Source organism: Rhodoferax sp. GW821-FHT07F03 (assembly GCF_059418745.1).
Genome location: NZ_JBWKQM010000010.1, coordinates 280,413 through 299,080, shown reverse-complemented (window position 1 = coordinate 299,080; position 18,668 = coordinate 280,413). Strand labels below are relative to the sequence as shown.

At 56.5% G+C, this 18,668-nt stretch carries 14 protein-coding genes and 2 tRNA genes; all 16 read left to right on the top strand.

The window, feature by feature from the left end; all coding sequences use genetic code 11:
• Positions 1-74, top strand: a 74-nt coding sequence (locus AC07R0_RS17490; protein WP_495098685.1) for an EF-Tu C-terminal domain-related protein, incomplete at its 5' end; no start/stop codon positions are given.
• A 6-nt stretch (positions 75-80) separates the two neighbouring features.
• A tRNA-Trp gene (locus AC07R0_RS17485) sits at positions 81-156 on the top strand.
• Positions 157-255: 99 nt separating this feature from the next.
• Positions 256-639: a preprotein translocase subunit SecE gene (gene secE, locus AC07R0_RS17480; protein WP_495105774.1), complete on the top strand. Its 384-nt coding sequence runs from the start codon at positions 256-258 to the stop codon at positions 637-639.
• Entirely contained in the window at positions 639-1,226 is a 588-nt protein-coding gene (gene nusG / locus AC07R0_RS17475; protein ID WP_490592165.1) for a transcription termination/antitermination protein NusG, read from the top strand. The genes secE and nusG overlap by 1 nt, the downstream gene beginning before the upstream one ends.
• A gap of 130 nt (positions 1,227-1,356) precedes the next feature.
• Positions 1,357-1,788, top strand: coding sequence for a 50S ribosomal protein L11 (rplK, locus tag AC07R0_RS17470; protein WP_092762877.1), 432 nt, complete (start codon positions 1,357-1,359; stop codon positions 1,786-1,788).
• On the top strand, positions 1,789-2,484 hold the full coding sequence (gene rplA / locus AC07R0_RS17465) for a 50S ribosomal protein L1 (protein ID WP_495100020.1): 696 nt from the start codon (positions 1,789-1,791) through the stop codon (positions 2,482-2,484).
• Positions 2,485-2,717: 233 nt separating this feature from the next.
• Entirely contained in the window at positions 2,718-3,257 is a 540-nt protein-coding gene (gene rplJ / locus AC07R0_RS17460) for a 50S ribosomal protein L10 (RefSeq protein WP_495100021.1), read from the top strand.
• A gap of 93 nt (positions 3,258-3,350) precedes the next feature.
• Positions 3,351-3,722 (top strand): 50S ribosomal protein L7/L12, encoded by a 372-nt coding sequence (gene rplL, locus AC07R0_RS17455; protein ID WP_490592162.1) that lies wholly within the window; start codon positions 3,351-3,353, stop codon positions 3,720-3,722.
• A gap of 264 nt (positions 3,723-3,986) precedes the next feature.
• Positions 3,987-8,099 carry a DNA-directed RNA polymerase subunit beta gene (gene rpoB, locus AC07R0_RS17450; protein WP_495105773.1) on the top strand — a complete coding sequence of 1,371 codons (4,113 nt, stop codon included), beginning with the start codon at positions 3,987-3,989 and terminating at the stop codon, positions 8,097-8,099.
• A 26-nt stretch (positions 8,100-8,125) separates the two neighbouring features.
• A complete protein-coding gene (rpoC, locus tag AC07R0_RS17445; protein ID WP_495105772.1) occupies positions 8,126-12,349 on the top strand; it encodes a DNA-directed RNA polymerase subunit beta' in 4,224 nt (1,407 codons plus the stop codon).
• A gap of 78 nt (positions 12,350-12,427) precedes the next feature.
• A complete protein-coding gene (locus AC07R0_RS17440) occupies positions 12,428-13,018 on the top strand; it encodes a LemA family protein (protein WP_495105771.1) in 591 nt (196 codons plus the stop codon).
• Positions 13,019-13,046: 28 nt separating this feature from the next.
• Positions 13,047-14,402: a 16S rRNA (cytosine(967)-C(5))-methyltransferase RsmB gene (rsmB, locus tag AC07R0_RS17435; protein WP_495105770.1), complete on the top strand. Its 1,356-nt coding sequence runs from the start codon at positions 13,047-13,049 to the stop codon at positions 14,400-14,402.
• On the top strand, positions 14,392-14,994 hold the full coding sequence (locus tag AC07R0_RS17430; RefSeq protein WP_495100026.1) for a DUF4390 domain-containing protein: 603 nt from the start codon (positions 14,392-14,394) through the stop codon (positions 14,992-14,994). Before rsmB ends, AC07R0_RS17430 begins: the two co-directional genes overlap by 11 nt.
• Positions 14,991-17,246, top strand: coding sequence for a sensor histidine kinase (locus tag AC07R0_RS17425; RefSeq protein WP_495105769.1), 2,256 nt, complete (start codon positions 14,991-14,993; stop codon positions 17,244-17,246). The genes AC07R0_RS17430 and AC07R0_RS17425 overlap by 4 nt, the downstream gene beginning before the upstream one ends.
• Positions 17,247-17,292: 46 nt before the next feature.
• The gene (locus AC07R0_RS17420; RefSeq protein ID WP_495105768.1) at positions 17,293-17,985 is read left to right on the top strand and encodes a response regulator; all 693 of its coding nucleotides are present in this window, start codon (positions 17,293-17,295) and stop codon (positions 17,983-17,985) included.
• A 23-nt stretch (positions 17,986-18,008) separates the two neighbouring features.
• Positions 18,009-18,084 (top strand) — tRNA-Phe (locus tag AC07R0_RS17415).
• Positions 18,085-18,668 lie beyond the last annotated feature (584 nt).

Sequence of the window (18,668 nt, the reverse complement as noted above, 5' to 3'; positions counted from 1 at the left end):
AAGGTCTGCGTTTCGCCATCCGTGAAGGCGGCAAGACCGTCGGCGCCGGCGTGGTTGCCAAGATCATTGCTTAATTTTGTAGGGGCGTAGCTCAATTGGCAGAGCGTCGGTCTCCAAAACCGAAGGTTGATGGTTCGATTCCTTCCGCCCCTGCCACCTAATTAATAAAGGTGGCGATAGACAAAGCCCGTCATGCCCTGACGGGCTTCTGTGTCTCCGGACACACCATGTATTTGAAGCAGGAAAAAGCCAAAAATGGCCACCTCACAAGTTGAAACAGTAAATACCAACGCGGACAAAGCCAAACTAGGCTTGTCTGCTGCTTTGGTTGTTGCTGCATTGGCCGCCTTTTACCTCCTCAGCAAGCAAGGGCAAATTGCCCAGTGGGGGGCATTGATCGTTGGCATAGCCGCGGCTATTGCTTTGTTTATGGCCTCCGAACCTGGCAAACAATTGCTGGCGTTTGGGCGCGATGCTTGGCGAGAGGTCAAGAAGGTTGTCTGGCCTACACGCAAAGAGGCTACCCAGATGACGCTTTACGTCTTCGGCTTTGTGGTCATCATGGCCTTGTTCCTCTGGCTGACTGATAAGACGCTGGAATGGGTTTTTTACGACTTGATTCTGGGCTGGAAAAAGTAATGACTGATGTTGTAGAAACCGGCGCGGCAGAAACGCCCGCCACCCCCGTCAATCCAGACTTGCGCTGGTATATCGTCCATGCTTACTCCGGAATGGAAAAAGCAGTCGAACGCAATATTACCGAGCGTATCCAGCAGTCTGGTATGCAGCAAAAGTTTGCACGTATTCTTGTTCCAACAGAAGAAGTCGTTGAAATCAAGAATGGCCAGCGTAAAACCACGGAACGTCGCCTGTTCCCAGGTTATGTCTTTGTCGAAATGGTCATGGATGATGAATCCTGGCATTTGGTCAAACACACAAATAAAGTGACTGGTTTCGTGGGTGGCGCCAAGAATCGCCCTGCCCCGATCTCTGAATCTGAGGTTCAGAAAATCGTCAGTCAAATGCAAGAAGGCACGGACAAGCCACGCCATAAGGTAGAGTTTTTGGTTGGCGAATTTGTGCGTGTGAAGGAAGGTCCTTTTACGGACTTCAATGGTTCTGTCGAAGAAGTGAACTACGAGAAAAGCAAAGTTCGCGTTTCGGTCACCATTTTTGGACGTGCCACACCGGTTGAGCTGGAATTTAGCCAGATCGAGAAGACCTGATCCGTCACATTAAATTTTAGGATTCCAAGTTTTACGACTCGGCTTGGATGTTTTGAGAGTCGCAACCCCGGGGAGCCGATGCATGTCTGTTATGACGAACATCAGCGATATCACCCGCAAGGAGTAAAAAATGGCGAAAAAAATCGTCGGTTTTATCAAGCTGCAAGTACCAGCCGGTAAGGCCAACCCATCCCCACCGATCGGCCCCGCACTGGGTCAACGCGGTCTGAACATCATGGAATTCTGCAAGGCATTCAATGCGCAGACCCAAGGTGTTGAGCCAGGCCTGCCTCTGCCAGTGGTTATCACTGCCTTCGCAGACAAGAGCTTCACCTTCATCATCAAGACACCGCCTGCGACCGTTTTGATCAAGAAGTCGATCAAGCTCGACAAGGGCTCTTCCACACCGCACAGCGCCAAGGTCGGCAAGATCACCCGCGCTCAACTGGAAGAAATTGCAAAGACCAAGATGAAAGACATGACGGCCGCCGATTTGGACGCCGCTGTTCGCACCATCGCAGGTACCGCCCGTTCCATGGGTGTGAATGTGGAGGGCGTGTAAATGTCCAAATTGACCAAAAAACAAAAAGCCTTCGTTGGCAAGATTGATACCACCAAACTGTACCCTCTCGGTGACGCTTTGGCTATAGTCAAGGAATGCGCAAATGCCAAGTTCGATGAATCCATCGACGTGGCGGTCCAACTCGGTATCGATGCCAAGAAATCGGACCAAGTGGTGCGTGGCGCTGTCGTGCTGCCCAATGGCACCGGCAAAACCAAGCGTGTTGCCGTGTTCGCCCAAGGCGCCAAGGCTGAAGAAGCCAAAGCGGCTGGTGCCGACATTGTCGGTATGGACGACTTGGCTGCAATGATCAAGGCTGGCGATATGCCTTTTGACGTTGTGATTGCTGCTCCTGATGCAATGCGTATCGTTGGTACCTTGGGTCAGATCCTGGGCCCACGTGGCCTGATGCCTAACCCAAAAGTTGGCACGGTAACCCCTGATGTAGCAACGGCTGTCAAGAATGCAAAAGCTGGTCAAGTCCAGTTCCGCGTTGACAAGGCGGGTATTGTGCACAGCACGATTGGCCGCCGCTCGTTCGACTCTGACAAGCTGCAAGGCAACTTGGCTGCCTTGATCGATGCTTTGGCAAAGGCCAAACCTGCATCCAGCAAGGGTTTGTATTTGAGAAAAGTTGCGGTTTCGAGCACGATGGGTGTGGGCGTTCGCGTCGACACGCAAACCATCGCAGCGTAATCGCAAAATTTGAAGCCTTTGAGAAAAGGCTTCAAAGTGGTGGGTCGTCAGGATATTTCTATCCAGGCGAGCCATCCAAGACCGTTGGTGTGCAGCTTGTCTGGACTTAATCAGTGAAAACCAACGCAGATGGCGATCCCGCTGCAGATGGAATATGTTCCGAAACAGTTGATCGCTGCAAAGTAGTGTGTTGAACGGCAATCAGCCGAACGGCACTTTTTAAGGAGTAGACCTTGAGTCTTAATCGCAGTGAGAAAGAAGCGGTCATTACCGATGTGACCAGCCTCGCCGCTAAAGCTCAAACGCTCGTGATGGCGGAGTACCGTGGCATCACGGTCGCTGACATGACCAAATTGCGCTCGGCTGCGCGTAGCAACGGTGTGACCCTCAGCGTGTTGAAGAACACCCTGGCTCGCCGTGCTGTCGCAGGCAGTGCATTTGAAGTTGTGTCCGACCAGATGACCGGACCGCTGATCTATGGCTTTTCTGTTGACGCCGTCGCCGCCGCAAAAGTGGTGGCTGAATTCTCGAAGACCAATGATAAGTTGGTAATTCGGGGTGGCGCTTTCGGTGGAAAAGCTCTGGACGTGAACGGCGTTAAGCAGTTGGCAAGCATTCCTTCCAAGGAAGTTTTGCTGGCTCAATTGCTGGGCTTGATGCAGTCCCCCATTTCGCGTACGGCACGTGTGCTGGCCGCCCTGGCGGACAAAAAGGGCGCAGGCTCTGCAGCCGAAGCAACCACCGAAGTGGCTGCAGAAGTTGCTCCGGCCTAACGTAGTTGTTACGGTCGATATTGACAAAAACTTTGCTGGATAGTGCTTTGCATATGCGAAGTCTGTCCCCAACTGAAATTACTGGAAATCAAAATGGCATTCGATAAAGACGCATTTTTGACCGCGCTGGACAGCATGACGGTCTTGGAACTCAACGACCTGGTGAAAGCCATCGAAGAGAAGTTTGGCGTGAGCGCTGCCGCCATGGCTGGCCCTGCTGCTGCTGCCGGCCCAGCCGCTGCTGCCGAAGAAAAGACCGAGTTCAATGTTGTACTGGTCGAAGCTGGCGCCAACAAGGTGTCGGTCATTAAGGCTGTGCGCGAAATCACCGGCCTGGGCTTGAAAGAAGCTAAGGACCTGGTTGACGGCGCCCCCAAGGCAGTCAAGGAAGGCATTGCCAAGGCTGATGCTGAAGCAGCTCTGAAGAAACTGGTGGAAGCCGGTGCTAAGGCTGAATTGAAGTAAGCAAGTTGCTTTGCTGAGGCTGGGAGCTCCACAAGGGCTCCCAGCCTTTGGCGCTTGTAAGAGAACACTGAAAAGTAGCGCTGGTCGTTCTTTTTCAGTGTCTTCTGGCTCCGACTGCAGAAGATGCCTTGGTTCGGATTGCGTGCAATGCGCAATCGTCCGCCATGGTTGGTAGTGGCCAACCGCCAAGTTTGTTGCGCATGATGCGCAAAACGACAGTTGACAGGCCCCCCTGGACCCCCAGTCCTTGCCCCCGGAGATCTCATGGCTTATACGTACACCGAACGCAAACGCATTCGTAAAAATTTCGGAAGTCGCGACAGCGTACTTGAAGTTCCCTACTTGTTGCAGATGCAAAAAGATGCTTACACCGCATTTTTGCAAGCCGATATCGCCCCTCAGAAGCGCACAGTCGAAGGTCTACAGGCTGCATTTGACGCCGCATTCCCTATCGTTTCCCACAACGGTTTTGTGGAAATGAAGTACGTTGAGTACAACCTCGCCAAACCTGCATTCGACGTACGCGAATGCCAAACCCGGGGTTTGACGTTCGCGTCTGCTGTGCGGGCAAAAGTACAACTGGTCATTTATGACCGCGAGTCTTCCACCTCCCAGTCCAAGGTCGTCAAGGAAGTCAAAGAGCAAGAAGTCTATATGGGCGAAGTGCCCCTGATGACTGAAAAAGGCTCGTTCATCATCAATGGCACGGAACGTGTCATCGTGTCGCAGCTGCACCGTTCACCGGGTGTATTTTTCGAACACGACAAGGGTAAAACCCACAGCTCGGGTAAGCTGCTTTTCTCCGCACGCGTGATCCCCTACCGTGGCTCCTGGCTCGACTTCGAGTTCGACCCCAAAGACATTCTGTACTTCCGAGTGGACCGCCGTCGCAAGATGCCCGTCACCATTCTGCTCAAAGCGATTGGCTTGACCCCTGAGTCCATTTTGGCGAACTTCTTCGTCAACGATAACTTCCGCCTGATGGACAGCGGCGCACAAATGGAATTTGTGGCAGAACGTCTGCGCGGTGAAGTGGCTCGTTTCGACATTACGGATAAAACCGGCAAGGTCGTCGTCGCCAAGGACAAACGCATTACCGCTCGTCACACCCGTGATATGGAGCAATCCAATACGACCCATATCAGCGTGCCTGAAGACTTCCTGGTGGGCCGCGTGGTTGCCAAGAATATCGTTGATGCCGACACCGGTGAAATCATTGCCAAGGCCAACGAAGAGTTGACCGAAGCGCTGCTCAAGAAACTCCGCGGCGCTGGCGTGCAAGATCTGCAATGCATCTATACCAACGAGCTGGACCAAGGCGCTTACATTTCGCAAACCTTGCGTAGCGATGAAACTGTGGATGAATTCGCAGCCCGCGTTGCGATCTATCGCATGATGCGTCCTGGCGAGCCTCCAACGGAAGACGCAGTACAGGCACTGTTCCAACGTCTGTTTTACAACCCGGACACCTACGATCTGTCGCGCGTTGGTCGCATGAAGTTCAACGCCAAGATGGGCCGTAATGAGTCCACCGGCCCCATGGTGCTGACCAACGAAGACATCCTGGCAGTAGTCAAGATTCTGGTGGATCTGCGCAATGGCCGCGGCGAAGTCGACGACATCGACCATTTGGGTAACCGTCGCGTACGTTGCGTGGGCGAACTGGCAGAAAACCAATACCGTGCAGGTTTGGCTCGTATCGAAAAAGCCGTGAAGGAACGTCTGGGTCAGGCCGAGCAAGAGCCTTTGATGCCGCACGACCTGATCAACAGCAAGCCGATTTCTGCGGCCCTGAAAGAGTTCTTCGGTGCTTCGCAGTTGTCGCAGTTCATGGACCAGACCAACCCGCTGGCAGAAATCACCCACAAGCGCCGTGTTTCGGCCCTTGGCCCGGGCGGTTTGACCCGAGAACGTGCTGGTTTCGAAGTGCGCGACGTGCACGTGACCCATTACGGTCGCGTATGCCCGATTGAAACGCCTGAAGGTCCAAACATCGGTCTGATCAACTCCTTGGCTTTGTATGCACGCCTGAACGAATACGGCTTCATCGAAACGCCGTACCGTCGCGTGGTAGACAGCAAGGTCACCAACGACATCGACTATCTGTCGGCTATTGAAGAAGGTAAGTACGTCATTGCCCAGGCCAATGCGGCTCTGGACAAAGAAGGCAAGCTCACCGGCGACCTGGTTTCTGCGCGTGAAAAAGGTGAATCCATCTTGGTCGGCGCCGAACGTGTGCAGTACATGGATGTGTCACCTGCACAAATCGTTTCCGTGGCTGCTTCGTTGGTCCCATTCCTGGAGCACGATGATGCGAACCGCGCATTGATGGGCGCCAACATGTCGCGCCAGGCTGTGCCTGTGCTGCGTCCTGAAAAGCCCCTGGTCGGTACTGGCATTGAACGCGTTGCAGCAGTCGACTCAGGCACCGTGGTGACCGCGACCCGTGGCGGTATCGTTGACTACGTCGATGCAACCCGTATCGTGATCCGCGTTAACGACGCCGAAGCAGCGGCCGGTGAAGTGGGTGTGGACATCTACAACCTGATCAAGTACCAACGTTCCAACCAGAACACCAACATCCACCAGCGCCCCATCGTGAAGAAGGGTGACAAGTTGGTCAAGGGCGATGTGATTGCCGACGGTGCATCCACCGACTTCGGTGAAATCGCCATTGGTCAGAACATGCTGATCGCCTTCATGCCCTGGAACGGCTACAACTTCGAAGATTCGATCTTGATCTCCGAACGCGTGGTTGCGGACGACCGCTACACCTCGATCCACATCGAGGAACTGGTGGTGATGGCCCGTGACACCAAGCTGGGCGCGGAAGAAATCACCCGCGATATTCCCAATCTGAGCGAACAGCAGCTGAACCGCCTGGACGAATCCGGCATCATCTACGTGGGTGCAGAAGTGCAGCCCGGCGACACGCTGGTCGGCAAGGTCACCCCTAAGGGCGAAACCACGCTGACGCCAGAGGAGAAATTGCTGCGCGCCATCTTCGGTGAAAAAGCCAGCGATGTGAAAGACACATCCTTGCGCGTGGACCAGGGTTCACAAGGCACCGTGATCGACGTGCAAGTGTTCACCCGTGAAGGTATCGTGCGTGACAAACGCGCCCAACAGATCATCGACGATGAACTGAAGCGCTTCCGCCTGGACCTGAACGACCAATTGCGCATCGTGGAAGCCGACGCGTTCGACCGTATCGAGAAGCTGTTGATTGGTAAGGTTGCCAATGGCGGCCCGCAAAAGCTGCCCAAAGGCACCAAACTCGACAAGGCATACCTGTCTTCGGTGGAGAAGTTCCATTGGTTCGATATCCGTCCCGCAGACGAAGAAGTGGCAAGCCAGCTGGAGTCCATCAAGAACTCTCTGGAGCAAACCCGTCACAGCTTCGACCTGGCCTACGAAGAAAAGCGCAAAAAGCTGACGCAAGGCGATGAATTGCCAGCGGGCGTACTGAAGATGGTCAAGGTTTACCTGGCTGTCAAGCGCCGCTTGCAACCCGGCGACAAGATGGCCGGCCGCCATGGTAACAAGGGCGTGGTATCCAAGATCGTTCCAGTCGAAGACATGCCTTACATGGCCGATGGCACACCTTGCGACATCTGCTTGAACCCACTGGGCGTGCCATCGCGGATGAACGTCGGTCAAGTTCTGGAAGTGCATTTGGGTTGGGCCGCAAAGGGTATTGGCCAACGCATCGGTGACATGCTGCAAGCCGAAGCCAAGGTGGCAGAAGTCCGTAGCTTCATGGACAAGCTGTACAACGGTTCTGGCCGCAAGGAAGACCTGAGCCAACTCAGCGACCAAGAAGTTCTGAATATGGCGGCGAATATGTCTAACGGTGCCACCTTCGCAACGCCCGTGTTCGATGGCGCGTCTGAAGAAGACATCCGTGGCATGCTGCAACTGGCCTATCCGGACGACATCGCCAAGCACAAAGGTCTGACCGCTACACGCACCCAGGCAAATCTGTTTGACGGCCGCTCGGGTGAGCCTTTTGAGCGTCCTACCACCGTGGGTTATATGCACTTCTTGAAGCTGCACCATTTGGTTGACGACAAGATGCACGCACGTTCTACCGGCCCCTACAGCTTGGTTACACAACAACCACTGGGCGGTAAAGCCCAGTTCGGTGGACAGCGTTTCGGGGAAATGGAAGTGTGGGCACTGGAAGCGTACGGCGCGTCCTACACACTGCAGGAAATGCTAACCGTGAAGTCCGACGACGTGGTGGGCCGTACCAAGGTGTACGAAAGCATTGTCAAGGGCGAACACGCTATTGAAGCAGGCATGCCGGAATCGTTCAACGTGCTGGTCAAGGAAATCCGTTCCTTGGGCCTGGACATCGAACTCGAGCGTAGCTAATTGCGGACAAGAAAAGGATTTAACACATGAAATCATTACTCGACCTGTTCAAGCAGTTCACCCCCGACTCGCATTTCGATGCCATTCGGATCGGTATGGCTTCGCCCGAAAAGATCCGCTCGTGGTCTTTCGGTGAGGTCAAAAAGCCTGAAACCATCAACTACCGCACCTTCAAGCCAGAGCGTGATGGTTTGTTCTGCGCCAAGATTTTTGGCCCTATCAAGGACTACGAATGCCTGTGCGGCAAATACAAGCGCCTCAAGCACCGCGGTGTCATCTGCGAAAAGTGCGGCGTTGAAGTCACGCAGACCAAGGTACGCCGGGAGCGCATGGGCCACATCGATCTGGCCGCACCTTGTGCCCACATCTGGTTCCTGAAGTCATTGCCATCGCGTCTGGGCCTGGTGCTGGACATGACGCTGCGCGACATTGAACGCGTGCTCTACTTTGAAGCATATGTGGTCACCGACCCTGGCATGACCCCGCTGAAGAAATTCGCGATCATGTCGGAAGACGACTTCGATGCGAAGACCAAGGAATACGGCGACGAGTTCGTGGCCAAGATGGGTGCGGAAGGCATCAAGGACTTGCTGGAAGCCATCGAAATCGATTCTTCCATCGAGCGCCTGCGTAACGACCTGACCGGTTCCGAAGTCAAGATCAAGAAGAACGCCAAGCGCCTCAAGCTGCTGGAAGCATTCAAAAAATCAGGCATCAAACCTGAATGGATGGTGCTGAATGTGCTGCCCGTGCTGCCACCGGACCTGCGTCCGCTGGTGCCACTGGACGGTGGCCGTTTTGCCACATCCGATCTGAATGACTTGTACCGTCGCGTCATCAACCGCAACAGCCGTCTGCGCCGTCTGCTGGAACTGAAGGCGCCGGAAATCATTGCCCGCAACGAAAAGCGCATGCTGCAAGAAGCTGTCGATTCGTTGTTGGACAACGGTCGCCGCGGCAAGGCCATGACCGGAGCCAACAAGCGTGCACTGAAGTCCCTGGCCGACATGATCAAGGGCAAGAGCGGTCGTTTCCGTCAGAACTTGTTGGGTAAGCGCGTCGACTACTCTGGCCGTTCGGTCATTGTGGTGGGCCCTACCCTCAAGCTGCACCAGTGCGGCCTGCCCAAGCTGATGGCTCTGGAGCTGTTCAAACCCTTCATCTTCTCGCGCCTGGAAGCCATGGGCATTGCGACCACCATCAAGGCGGCCAAGAAGGAAGTGGAATCCGGCACGCCAGTGGTATGGGACATCCTGGAGGAGGTGATTAAAGAGCACCCCATCATGCTGAACCGTGCGCCTACGCTGCACCGTTTGGGCATCCAGGCTTTTGAGCCCATCCTGATCGAAGGCAAGGCCATCCAGCTGCACCCACTCGTCTGCTCGGCATTCAACGCCGACTTTGACGGTGACCAGATGGCTGTTCACGTACCCTTGTCGGTAGAAGCGCAAATGGAAGCCCGCACGCTGATGCTGGCCTCGAACAACATTCTGTTCCCTGCCAACGGTGAACCATCGATCGTGCCAAGCCAGGACGTGGTGCTGGGTCTGTACTACACGACCCGTGACCGCGTGAATGGCAAGGGCGAAGGTCTGATCTTCTCCGATACCGGTGAAGTGCAGCGCGCATTTGACGCCGGCCAAGTTGAACTGACTGCCCGCATCAACGTCCGGCTGACCGAGTACACCAAGGACAAGGCCACCGGCGAGTTCGTGCCATCAACCAAGCTGTGGGAAACCACCGCGGGCCGTGCGCTGCTATCCGAAATCCTGCCCAAGGGCCTGCCTTTCTCTAACATCAACAAGGCGTTGAAGAAGAAGGAAATCTCCAAGCTGATCAACGTGTCGTTCCGCAAGTGCGGATTGAAAGAGACCGTGGTGTTTGCCGACAAGCTGTTGCAAAACGGTTTCCGTCTGGCTACCAAAGCCGGTATCTCGATCTGCATCGACGACATGCTGGTACCACAAGAAAAGCACGGCATCATTGCCCGCGCCGAGAAGGAAGTCAAAGAGATCGCCAACCAGTACGTTTCTGGCTTGGTGACGGCTGGCGAACGCTACAACAAGGTGGTGGACATTTGGGGCAAGGCCGGTGACGAAGTCTCCAAGGTCATGATGTCCCAGCTCTCCAAAGAGAAGACCATCGATCGTGACGGCAAGGAAGTCGAGCAAGAGTCTTTCAACTCCATCTACATGATGGCTGACTCTGGCGCCCGTGGTTCTGCAGCCCAGATTCGCCAGGTGGCCGGTATGCGGGGTCTGATGGCCAAGCCGGACGGTTCCATCATTGAAACGCCGATTACCGCGAACTTCCGCGAAGGTTTGAACGTGTTGGAATACTTCATTTCCACCCACGGTGCCCGTAAGGGTCTCGCGGATACGGCTTTGAAGACCGCCAACTCGGGTTACCTGACCCGTCGTCTGGTGGATGTGACGCAGGACTTGGTCGTGACCGAAAACGACTGTGGCACGGCCAACGGCTACCTGATGCGCGCTATCGTCGAAGGTGGTGAAGTCATCGAATCGCTGCGCGACCGCATTCTGGGTCGTACCGCCGCGGAAGATGTGCTGCACCCCGAAGATCGCTCGGTCCTGGCTAGCGCTGGTGCCATGATGGACGAGGACATGCTCGACATCTTGGAAACCGCTGGTGTGGACGAAGTCAAAGTGCGTACCGCACTGACCTGCGCCACCCGCTTTGGCATCTGCGCCAAGTGCTATGGCCGCGATCTGGGTCGCGGTGGTCTGATCAACGGTGGCGAGGCCGTGGGTGTGATTGCAGCGCAATCTATCGGCGAACCTGGTACCCAGCTGACCATGCGTACCTTCCACATCGGTGGTGCCGCATCCCGTGCGGCCATCGCCTCCAGCGTGGAAGCCAAGTCCAACGGCACGATCGGCTTCAACGCCACGATGCGCTACGTGACCAACAGCAAGAACGAGTTGGTCGTGATTGCCCGCTCCGGTGAAATCATCATCACCGAGCATGGCCGCGAACGCGAACGTCACAAAGTGCCTTACGGTGCCATTCTGTCGGTCAAGGTGGACCAGGCTGTCAAGGCCGGCACCATTCTGGCCAACTGGGATCCGTTGACCCGCCCCATCATTACCGAGTTCGCTGGTACCAGCAAGTTTGAGAATGTGGAAGAAGGTCTGACCGTGGCCCGCCAGGTGGACGAAGTGACCGGTCTGGCAACCCTGGTGGTTATCGATCCGAAGCGCCGCGGTGCAGCCAAGGTCGTGCGTCCCCAAGTCAAACTGATCGACGCGTCGGGTAACGAAGTGAAGATCACCGGTACCGACCACTCCGTGACCATCGGCTTCCCTGTTGGTGCACTGATCCAGGTGCGCGACGGCCAGGAAGTCGGCCGCGGCGAAGTGCTGGCCCGTATCCCGATCGAAGGCCAGAAGACCCGCGACATTACCGGCGGTTTGCCACGTGTGGCCGAGTTGTTCGAAGCCCGTACGCCGAAGGACAAGGGCATGCTGGCCGAAATGACCGGTACCGTGTCGTTCGGCAAGGAAACCAAGGGCAAGGTTCGCCTGCAAATCACCGATCCAGAAGGCAAGGTCTGGGACGAACTGATCCCCAAGGAAAAGAGCATCCTGGTGCACGAAGGCCAAGTGGTCAACAAGGGCGAAAACATTGTGGACGGCCCAGCCGACCCACAAGACATTTTGCGCTTGCTGGGCATGGAAGAACTGGCTCGCTACATCGTGGACGAAGTGCAGGACGTGTACCGCTTGCAAGGCGTGAAGATCAATGACAAGCACATTGAAGTGATCGTGCGCCAGATGCTGCGCCGCGTGGTGGTAGAGAACGCAGGTGACTCCGGCTACATCAACGGCGAACAAGTGGAACGCAGCGAAATGCTGGACACCAATGACGCCCTGCGTGCTGAAGGCAAGACCCCTGCAACCTTTACCAACCTGTTGCTGGGTATTACCAAGGCATCGCTGTCCACCGACAGCTTCATCAGCGCCGCGTCCTTCCAGGAAACCACGCGCGTGCTGACCGAGGCCGCCATCATGGGCAAACGCGACGAGCTCCGTGGCCTGAAGGAAAACGTGATCGTCGGCCGCCTGATACCCGCTGGTACCGGCATGGCCTACCACCAGGCCCGTGTCGCCAAGGACCTGATGGACGACGCCGAGCGCCGTGCTATCGCCGAAGCCGAAGCGGCTGAGCTTGCAGGAACGCAAGACGAAACCGCCAGCGCGGAAGTCAGCGAAGGCCACGTCGGAGAGTAACAAAAGCCGACGGCCCTAAGCCAAGCACCTCAAGCCCTCACCGGGGCTTGGGGTGTTTTTTTATGGGGCTTGGCTTGCGTGACCGCCCCGCCTCGCTTTGCATTGGAAGCTCTGCCGTTGATTTCTTCAAGCATCGTCTGGTGGTGCCTGTGTGCCACCTTGCTGTTTTGGTCTGTAGGCGCCTACAACCGGCTGGTCCGGCTGCGCTCGCAGGCGTCCCGCGCCTTTGCGCCCGTGGCACTGCAGTTGCAGCGCTATGCGGAGATCATCGCAGCCGCGCAAACTGCATATGCCTCTGTAGATATGACCATAGCCGAGGGGGCATCCAACCAATCGTGGGCGGGACTACTCGGTGCGCTCCAGCAACTCACTGCATCCCTGGCGGTGGCGCGCGATCGCCCCTTGAAGGCGGCTGCCATCCGGGCCCTGGCTGCGGCCGATGAAGTGCTGCAAACCGCCTGGCTACGCGTCTGCACAGACGGGCATGGCCAGGACGGCGCCCCCCTTCCCCCGAGCCTGCTCTTGCAATGGCAAGATGCAGGCCTACAGGTACAGCACGCGCGCATTGCTTTCGGCCAGGCCGTGCATAGTTACAACGCCGCCATTGCGCAATTTCCCGCCCGGCTGTTGGCCTGGCTGTTTGGTTTCCGTATGGCCCAAGCATTTTGAAACTCTGCCACCCGAGATACTTTCACCTATGACCGCATCCCCCGCGCAGGGTCACAAAATGGCGCCGCACACTGCAGCGCCGATTCCTCTATGGCGCCAGTTGCAGGCTGCAGCCGACGTGTTGCAAGCCATCCGTGGCGGCACTTCGGCCACGCCCTCTTTGGCGGCCGTCAATGGCCCCCTGCGCCCCGGGGTGCAGGCCATCGTATTCCATACCCTGCGCAACCTGGGTCGGGCAGAAGCCCTGCGTTTGCAGCTGGCGCGCCGTGCACCACCTGCACCGGCCGACGCTCTGCTGTGCACAGCATTGGCCCTGGTCTGGCTGGACGCCGAGGCGCCCTATGAAATCTTTACCCTGGTGGACCAAACCGTAGAAGCGGCACAGCGCGGCAAGGCCAAGGCACAGGCCAGCTTCATCAACGCCTGCCTGCGCCGCTTTCTACGCGAGCGCGAAGCCCTGGTGACCGCCTCCGAGCGCGACCCAGTGGCCGTGTGGAACCACCCTCGCTGGTGGATTCAACGGCTCAAACAAGAGCAGCCACAACAGTGGCAAAACATCCTGCAAGCCAACAATACGCATGCGCCCATGAGCCTGCGGGTTAATGCAAGAAAATCGACTCCAGCGCAGGTAATATCTGCGCTGGCAGCTATGAATATTGAAGCAACCCTAGTGGGTACTTCTGGTGTGCTCCTGGCCAACCCCATGCCGGTACAGCAAATCCCGGGCTTTGCCGAAGGGGCTGTCTCGGTACAAGATGCCGCCGCACAATTAGCCGCCCCCCTGCTGCTGCAGGGGTGGGATCTGAGCCAGCCGCTGCGCGTTCTGGACGCCTGTGCAGCACCAGGGGGCAAGACTGCCCACCTGCTGGAGTTGGCCAATGCGGACGTCACCGCCCTGGACATTGACCCGCTGCGTTGCGAACGCATTGGTCAGAATCTGCAGCGCCAGGGCCTGCACGCCACGGTGCGGGCGGCCGATGCCAACCAACCCGCAACCTGGTGGGACGGCCAGTTATTCGATGCCATCTTGCTGGATGCGCCCTGCACCGCATCCGGCATCGTGCGGCGCCACCCGGATGTGCGCTGGTTGCGCCGCGAGAGCGATATTGCCCAGTTAGCCGCGATCCAGGCCAGCCTGCTGCAACAGCTTTGGCCCTTGGTACGCGCCGGCGGACGTCTGCTGTACTGCACCTGCTCGCTGTTCCATGCAGAAGGACGCAACCAGGTCGAAACGTTCCTTGCGCGCCACACAGACGCACTTTTACAACCGTCACCCGGGCATTTAATCCCCCACACGGCGACTTCGGCGGATACCCTAGCCGACAATGTTCTGTGTGATAACGATGGATTCTTTTACGCATTACTGGAAAAGCGTGCGGCTTAGCCAAGCTTTGCTACGCTTTTGCGCCTGCGTTTTGCTGTGCCTGCAGCCTCTTGCCTGGGCCGAAAACACCGTAGTGGAAATCAGCCAGATGCAGGTGGAACGCGAAGACGGCGGTGTATTTTTCTCCGCCAATCTGAAGTTCGAGCTACCCAGCCTGGTAGAGGATGCCTTGAACAAAGGCATTCCCATGTTCTTTGTGGCGGAAGTGGAGGTTCTGCGTGACCGCTGGTATTGGTACGACCGCAAGCAGGCCTCAGAGGCCCGCCATATGCGCTTGGCCTATCTGCCGCTGACACGGCGCTGGCGTCTGAACGTATCTCCCACTCCCATAGGCAACAGCGGGCTGGGTGTAACACTGAGCCAGAACTTCGATTCCCTGTCGGATGCGCTCACCTACATACAGCGCTTTTCCCACTGGAAAATTGCCGACGCAGCGGATGTCGAGTTCGACGGTAAAACCCACCTGGACTTCAGCTTCCGGCTGGATGTGTCACAGCTCCCCCGGCCGTTCCAGATCAGCACCTTGGGCCAGGCCGACTGGAGCCTCTCCGGTAGCCGCAATATCCGCCTAGGACAAGAAGGCGGCAAATGAAACAGCCATCGGCGCGCAGTGCGCAAAGCAGCACCCGCGCGCTACGCTGGGCTGTAGTGGTTGGCGTCGTAGTGGCCATGGCAGTAGGGTTGATCCTGCTGCTGCTGCTGACCCAGTCCACCAGCAACCGGGCCTTGTTTGAGCGTAATTACACCCGCCTGTTTGCTGTCAACGTGGTGGTGGCCGCCACCTTGCTTTCGGTCATTGTGTGGATGGCTGTGCGCCTGCTGACCCGGCTACGCAAAGGCAAATTCGGCAGCCGCTTGCTGGTCAAGCTGGCCACCATTTTTGCGCTGGTAGGTCTGATGCCCGGCCTGCTGATCTACGTGGTGTCCTATCAGTTCGTGTCCCGCTCCATCGAAAGCTGGTTTGACGTCAAGGTAGAGGGTGCGCTGGATGCCGGCGTGAACCTGGGCAGAACCACCTTGGACGTATTGGCCAATGACCTAGCCGACAAGGCCCGAAGCGCCAGCCGGCAACTCTCTGATACCCCCGATGCCGCCGCCGGCCTGGCACTGGAACGCATGCGCGATCAGCTCAGCGTGAATGACGTGGTGCTGTGGAATGCCAGTGGACAGCCGATTGCAAGCGCCGGCCAATCCCGTTTTCTGCTGAATCCGGAGCACCCCAGCAGCCAGCAACTGCGCAACGTGCGCAGCCAGAAGGCTGTTGCATCTATCGAGGGCCTGGACGAAACCGGACTGACGCCGGGCACACCAGCACAAATCAAGGCATTGGCGGTCGTGGCAAGTCCGGGCGTGGGGTTGCTGGCAGAGCCACGTTATCTTCAGCTCACCCAAACCCTGCCCCAGCAACTGGTAGATAACGCCCTGGCGGTGCAAGCCGCCAACCGCGAATATCAGGAGCGCGCCTTGGCCCGCAACGGTCTTAAACGCATGTATATCGGCACACTGACACTCAGCCTATTTCTGGCCGTGTTCGGCGCAGTGCTGCTGGCCGTAGTGCTGGGCAACCAGCTCGCCCGTCCACTGCTGCTGCTTGCGGAAGGTGTGCGCCAAGTGGCTGCTGGGGATTTGACGCCCAAGTCGGTACTGCAGGGAAAGGACGAGCTGGGTGGATTGACACGCTCGTTCGCCGACATGACACAGCAGCTTGCGGACGCACGTTCAGCGGTAGACCACAGCATGGCCCAGGTCAGTGCCGCTCGGGCCAATCTGCAAACCATTCTGGACAACCTGACGGCCGGCGTAATTGTGCTGAGCAGCCAGAATGTCATCGAATCCAGCAACCCCGGTGCCACTCGCATCCTGCGCGTGCCGCTAGCCGCCTACGAAGGCAAGCCACTCGCCGAGGTGACGGGTCTGGAGCATTTCGCAGAACGCGTACAAGAGCAGTTTTCCGCCTTCGCCAGCGAGCAAACACACCATGAGCTGGACCATTGGCAACAATCGTTTGAACTGAACGGCACGCAATCACCGTTTGCGCAGGATGCTATAGTTTTAATAGCACGAGGTGCCGAACTGCCTGGCAGCAACCGGTTGCTGGTATTTGACGATGTCTCCGAGATGGTATCGGCCCAACGCGCCCAGGCCTGGGGCGAAGTCGCGCGCCGACTAGCCCACGAAATCAAGAACCCGCTTACGCCCATTCAGCTGTCTGCAGAACGACTGGAGATGAAGCTCACAGGCAAAGTGGCCGAGCCGGAACAAGCCTTGCTTACCAAATCCGTCAAAACCATTGTGGACCAGGTCGAAGCCATGAAACGCCTGGTCAATGAATTCCGCGACTATGCACGGCTACCTACCGCAGATCTGAAGCCACTGGACCTGAACCACCTCGTGCAGGATGTGCTGCAGTTGTACGATGCATCGGCCGTGCAAATCTCCGCCGAACTCGACGATCTATGCCCGCCGATTCTGGGCGACGCAGAACAGCTGCGCCAAGTCATCCATAACCTGCTGCAGAACGCTCAGGACGCATCCGAAGCCAAGGCCGCATCCGGTCAGGCCCAGCAGGTACTTTTGCGTACACAATGGATTCCCAGCGCACAACGCGTTCGCCTCACAGTGAACGACCAAGGCTCTGGTTTTCCAGAAAATATCTTGAAGCGCGCCTTTGAGCCCTACGTCACCACCAAGAGCCGTGGCACTGGACTGGGACTGGCTGTCGTCAAGAAAATCGCAGATGAACACGGTGCCCGCATAGACCTCTCCAACCGCATCGCAGATGGTATGGTTGTTGGGGCGCAAGTATCGTTATCATTCTCCATACACAACAAAGCAGCTGCCTAGCAAGCACTGCAACGCTTTATTTTCATTCGGGAACTCGCTCTCAACCATGGCAAACATTTTGGTCGTCGACGATGAACTCGGCATACGCGATCTCCTCTTCGAAATCCTCAACGATGAAGGCCACAACGTCGAACTTGCAGAGAATGCGGCAGAGGCCCGCGCGGCACATCTGCGCACGCGCCATGATTTGGTCTTGCTGGACATCTGGATGCCCGATACGGACGGCGTCTCTCTACTGAAGGAATGGGCCGCCACCGGCACACTGACCATGCCTGTGATCATGATGAGTGGGCACGCCACCATCGACACAGCCGTAGAAGCAACCCGCATAGGGGCCTACTCGTTCCTAGAAAAGCCCATCACGCTGCAGAAATTATTGAAAGCCGTCGAACTCGGCCTGACCCGCAACGCCACGCGCAAGCCCGCAGCTGCCGCAACGCTACCCCATCCAGTCGAACTCAAAGTTGTAGCCTCTGAATTAACCAATGATGCCGGTGGCATCGGCCTACAAGCGCAACATAACGCAGATGGAAGTCCGCATGCGCAGCAGACGTTCAACCTGGACAAGCCATTGCGCGAAGCACGAGATGGTTTCGAAAAAGCCTATTTCGAATTCCACCTCGCCCAAGAAGGTGGCTCCATGACACGCGTAGCCGAACAAACCGGCTTAGAGCGCACACATCTATATCGAAAACTAAAACAACTAGGAATAGACCTCAGTCGTGGAAAACGCAATTAAACTTGGTATATAATAGTGGTCTTGGCCCGGTAGCTCAGTCGGTAGAGCAGAGGATTGAAAATCCTTGTGTCGGCGGTTCGATTCCGTCCCAGGCCACCAAATTGAAATCTGCATAAAACTTTAGTTTTATGCAGATTTTCTTATTTTTATTCCCCACTTTTTATAATATGCAGGCGTTACTGCACTCGTTAATTAGCTGAACCCGAAAGGTTTTTCTGGCTCTTTATGCACAAATGGCCAGCCGCGTGGAGGAATTGCTGCCGCATCGCTGACAAGCTGCCTAGCCGTAACTGATGTTGGTGGTCAAGGTGGGATCACCGTTTGCTTACGTTGTGCGCATACGATGTTCAAAGGAGAGAGGGTAATTAAATCAAGGTGGCGTCACCGAACGGTTACGGCGTCAGCAACACGAAACGTACGCGCGTACAACGCGCAGTTTTATTTTATTGGGATACCACTTGGGCTTGCCCCTACTGCGCAAATACCCACTTGGCCTGGAGTAGTAAATGGCTGACCCGTTGCTCTTTCGTTCCAACATCAGGGTACTATACGAACGCTTACCCAGCATATGCTTAATAGGCAATCTTGTCGACGATTTGGACCGATTAGAGCATGCCCGCAAAACGTTTCCGTTTTCTTTAGTGCTTGCTTGCAGGCACTAAAGAAAACGCCCAGTCAGCTGA

Coding starts and splice junctions, on each gene's coding strand:
- secE (WP_495105774.1), top strand. CDS start 256: ATGGCCACCTCACAAGTTGAAACAGTAAATACCAACGCGGACAAAGCC.
- nusG (WP_490592165.1), top strand. CDS start 639: ATGACTGATGTTGTAGAAACCGGCGCGGCAGAAACGCCCGCCACCCCC.
- rplK (WP_092762877.1), top strand. CDS start 1,357: ATGGCGAAAAAAATCGTCGGTTTTATCAAGCTGCAAGTACCAGCCGGT.
- rplA (WP_495100020.1), top strand. CDS start 1,789: ATGTCCAAATTGACCAAAAAACAAAAAGCCTTCGTTGGCAAGATTGAT.
- rplL (WP_490592162.1), top strand. CDS start 3,351: ATGGCATTCGATAAAGACGCATTTTTGACCGCGCTGGACAGCATGACG.
- rpoB (WP_495105773.1), top strand. CDS start 3,987: ATGGCTTATACGTACACCGAACGCAAACGCATTCGTAAAAATTTCGGA.
- rpoC (WP_495105772.1), top strand. CDS start 8,126: ATGAAATCATTACTCGACCTGTTCAAGCAGTTCACCCCCGACTCGCAT.
- rsmB (WP_495105770.1), top strand. CDS start 13,047: ATGACCGCATCCCCCGCGCAGGGTCACAAAATGGCGCCGCACACTGCA.
- AC07R0_RS17425 (WP_495105769.1), top strand. CDS start 14,991: ATGAAACAGCCATCGGCGCGCAGTGCGCAAAGCAGCACCCGCGCGCTA.
- AC07R0_RS17420 (WP_495105768.1), top strand. CDS start 17,293: ATGGCAAACATTTTGGTCGTCGACGATGAACTCGGCATACGCGATCTC.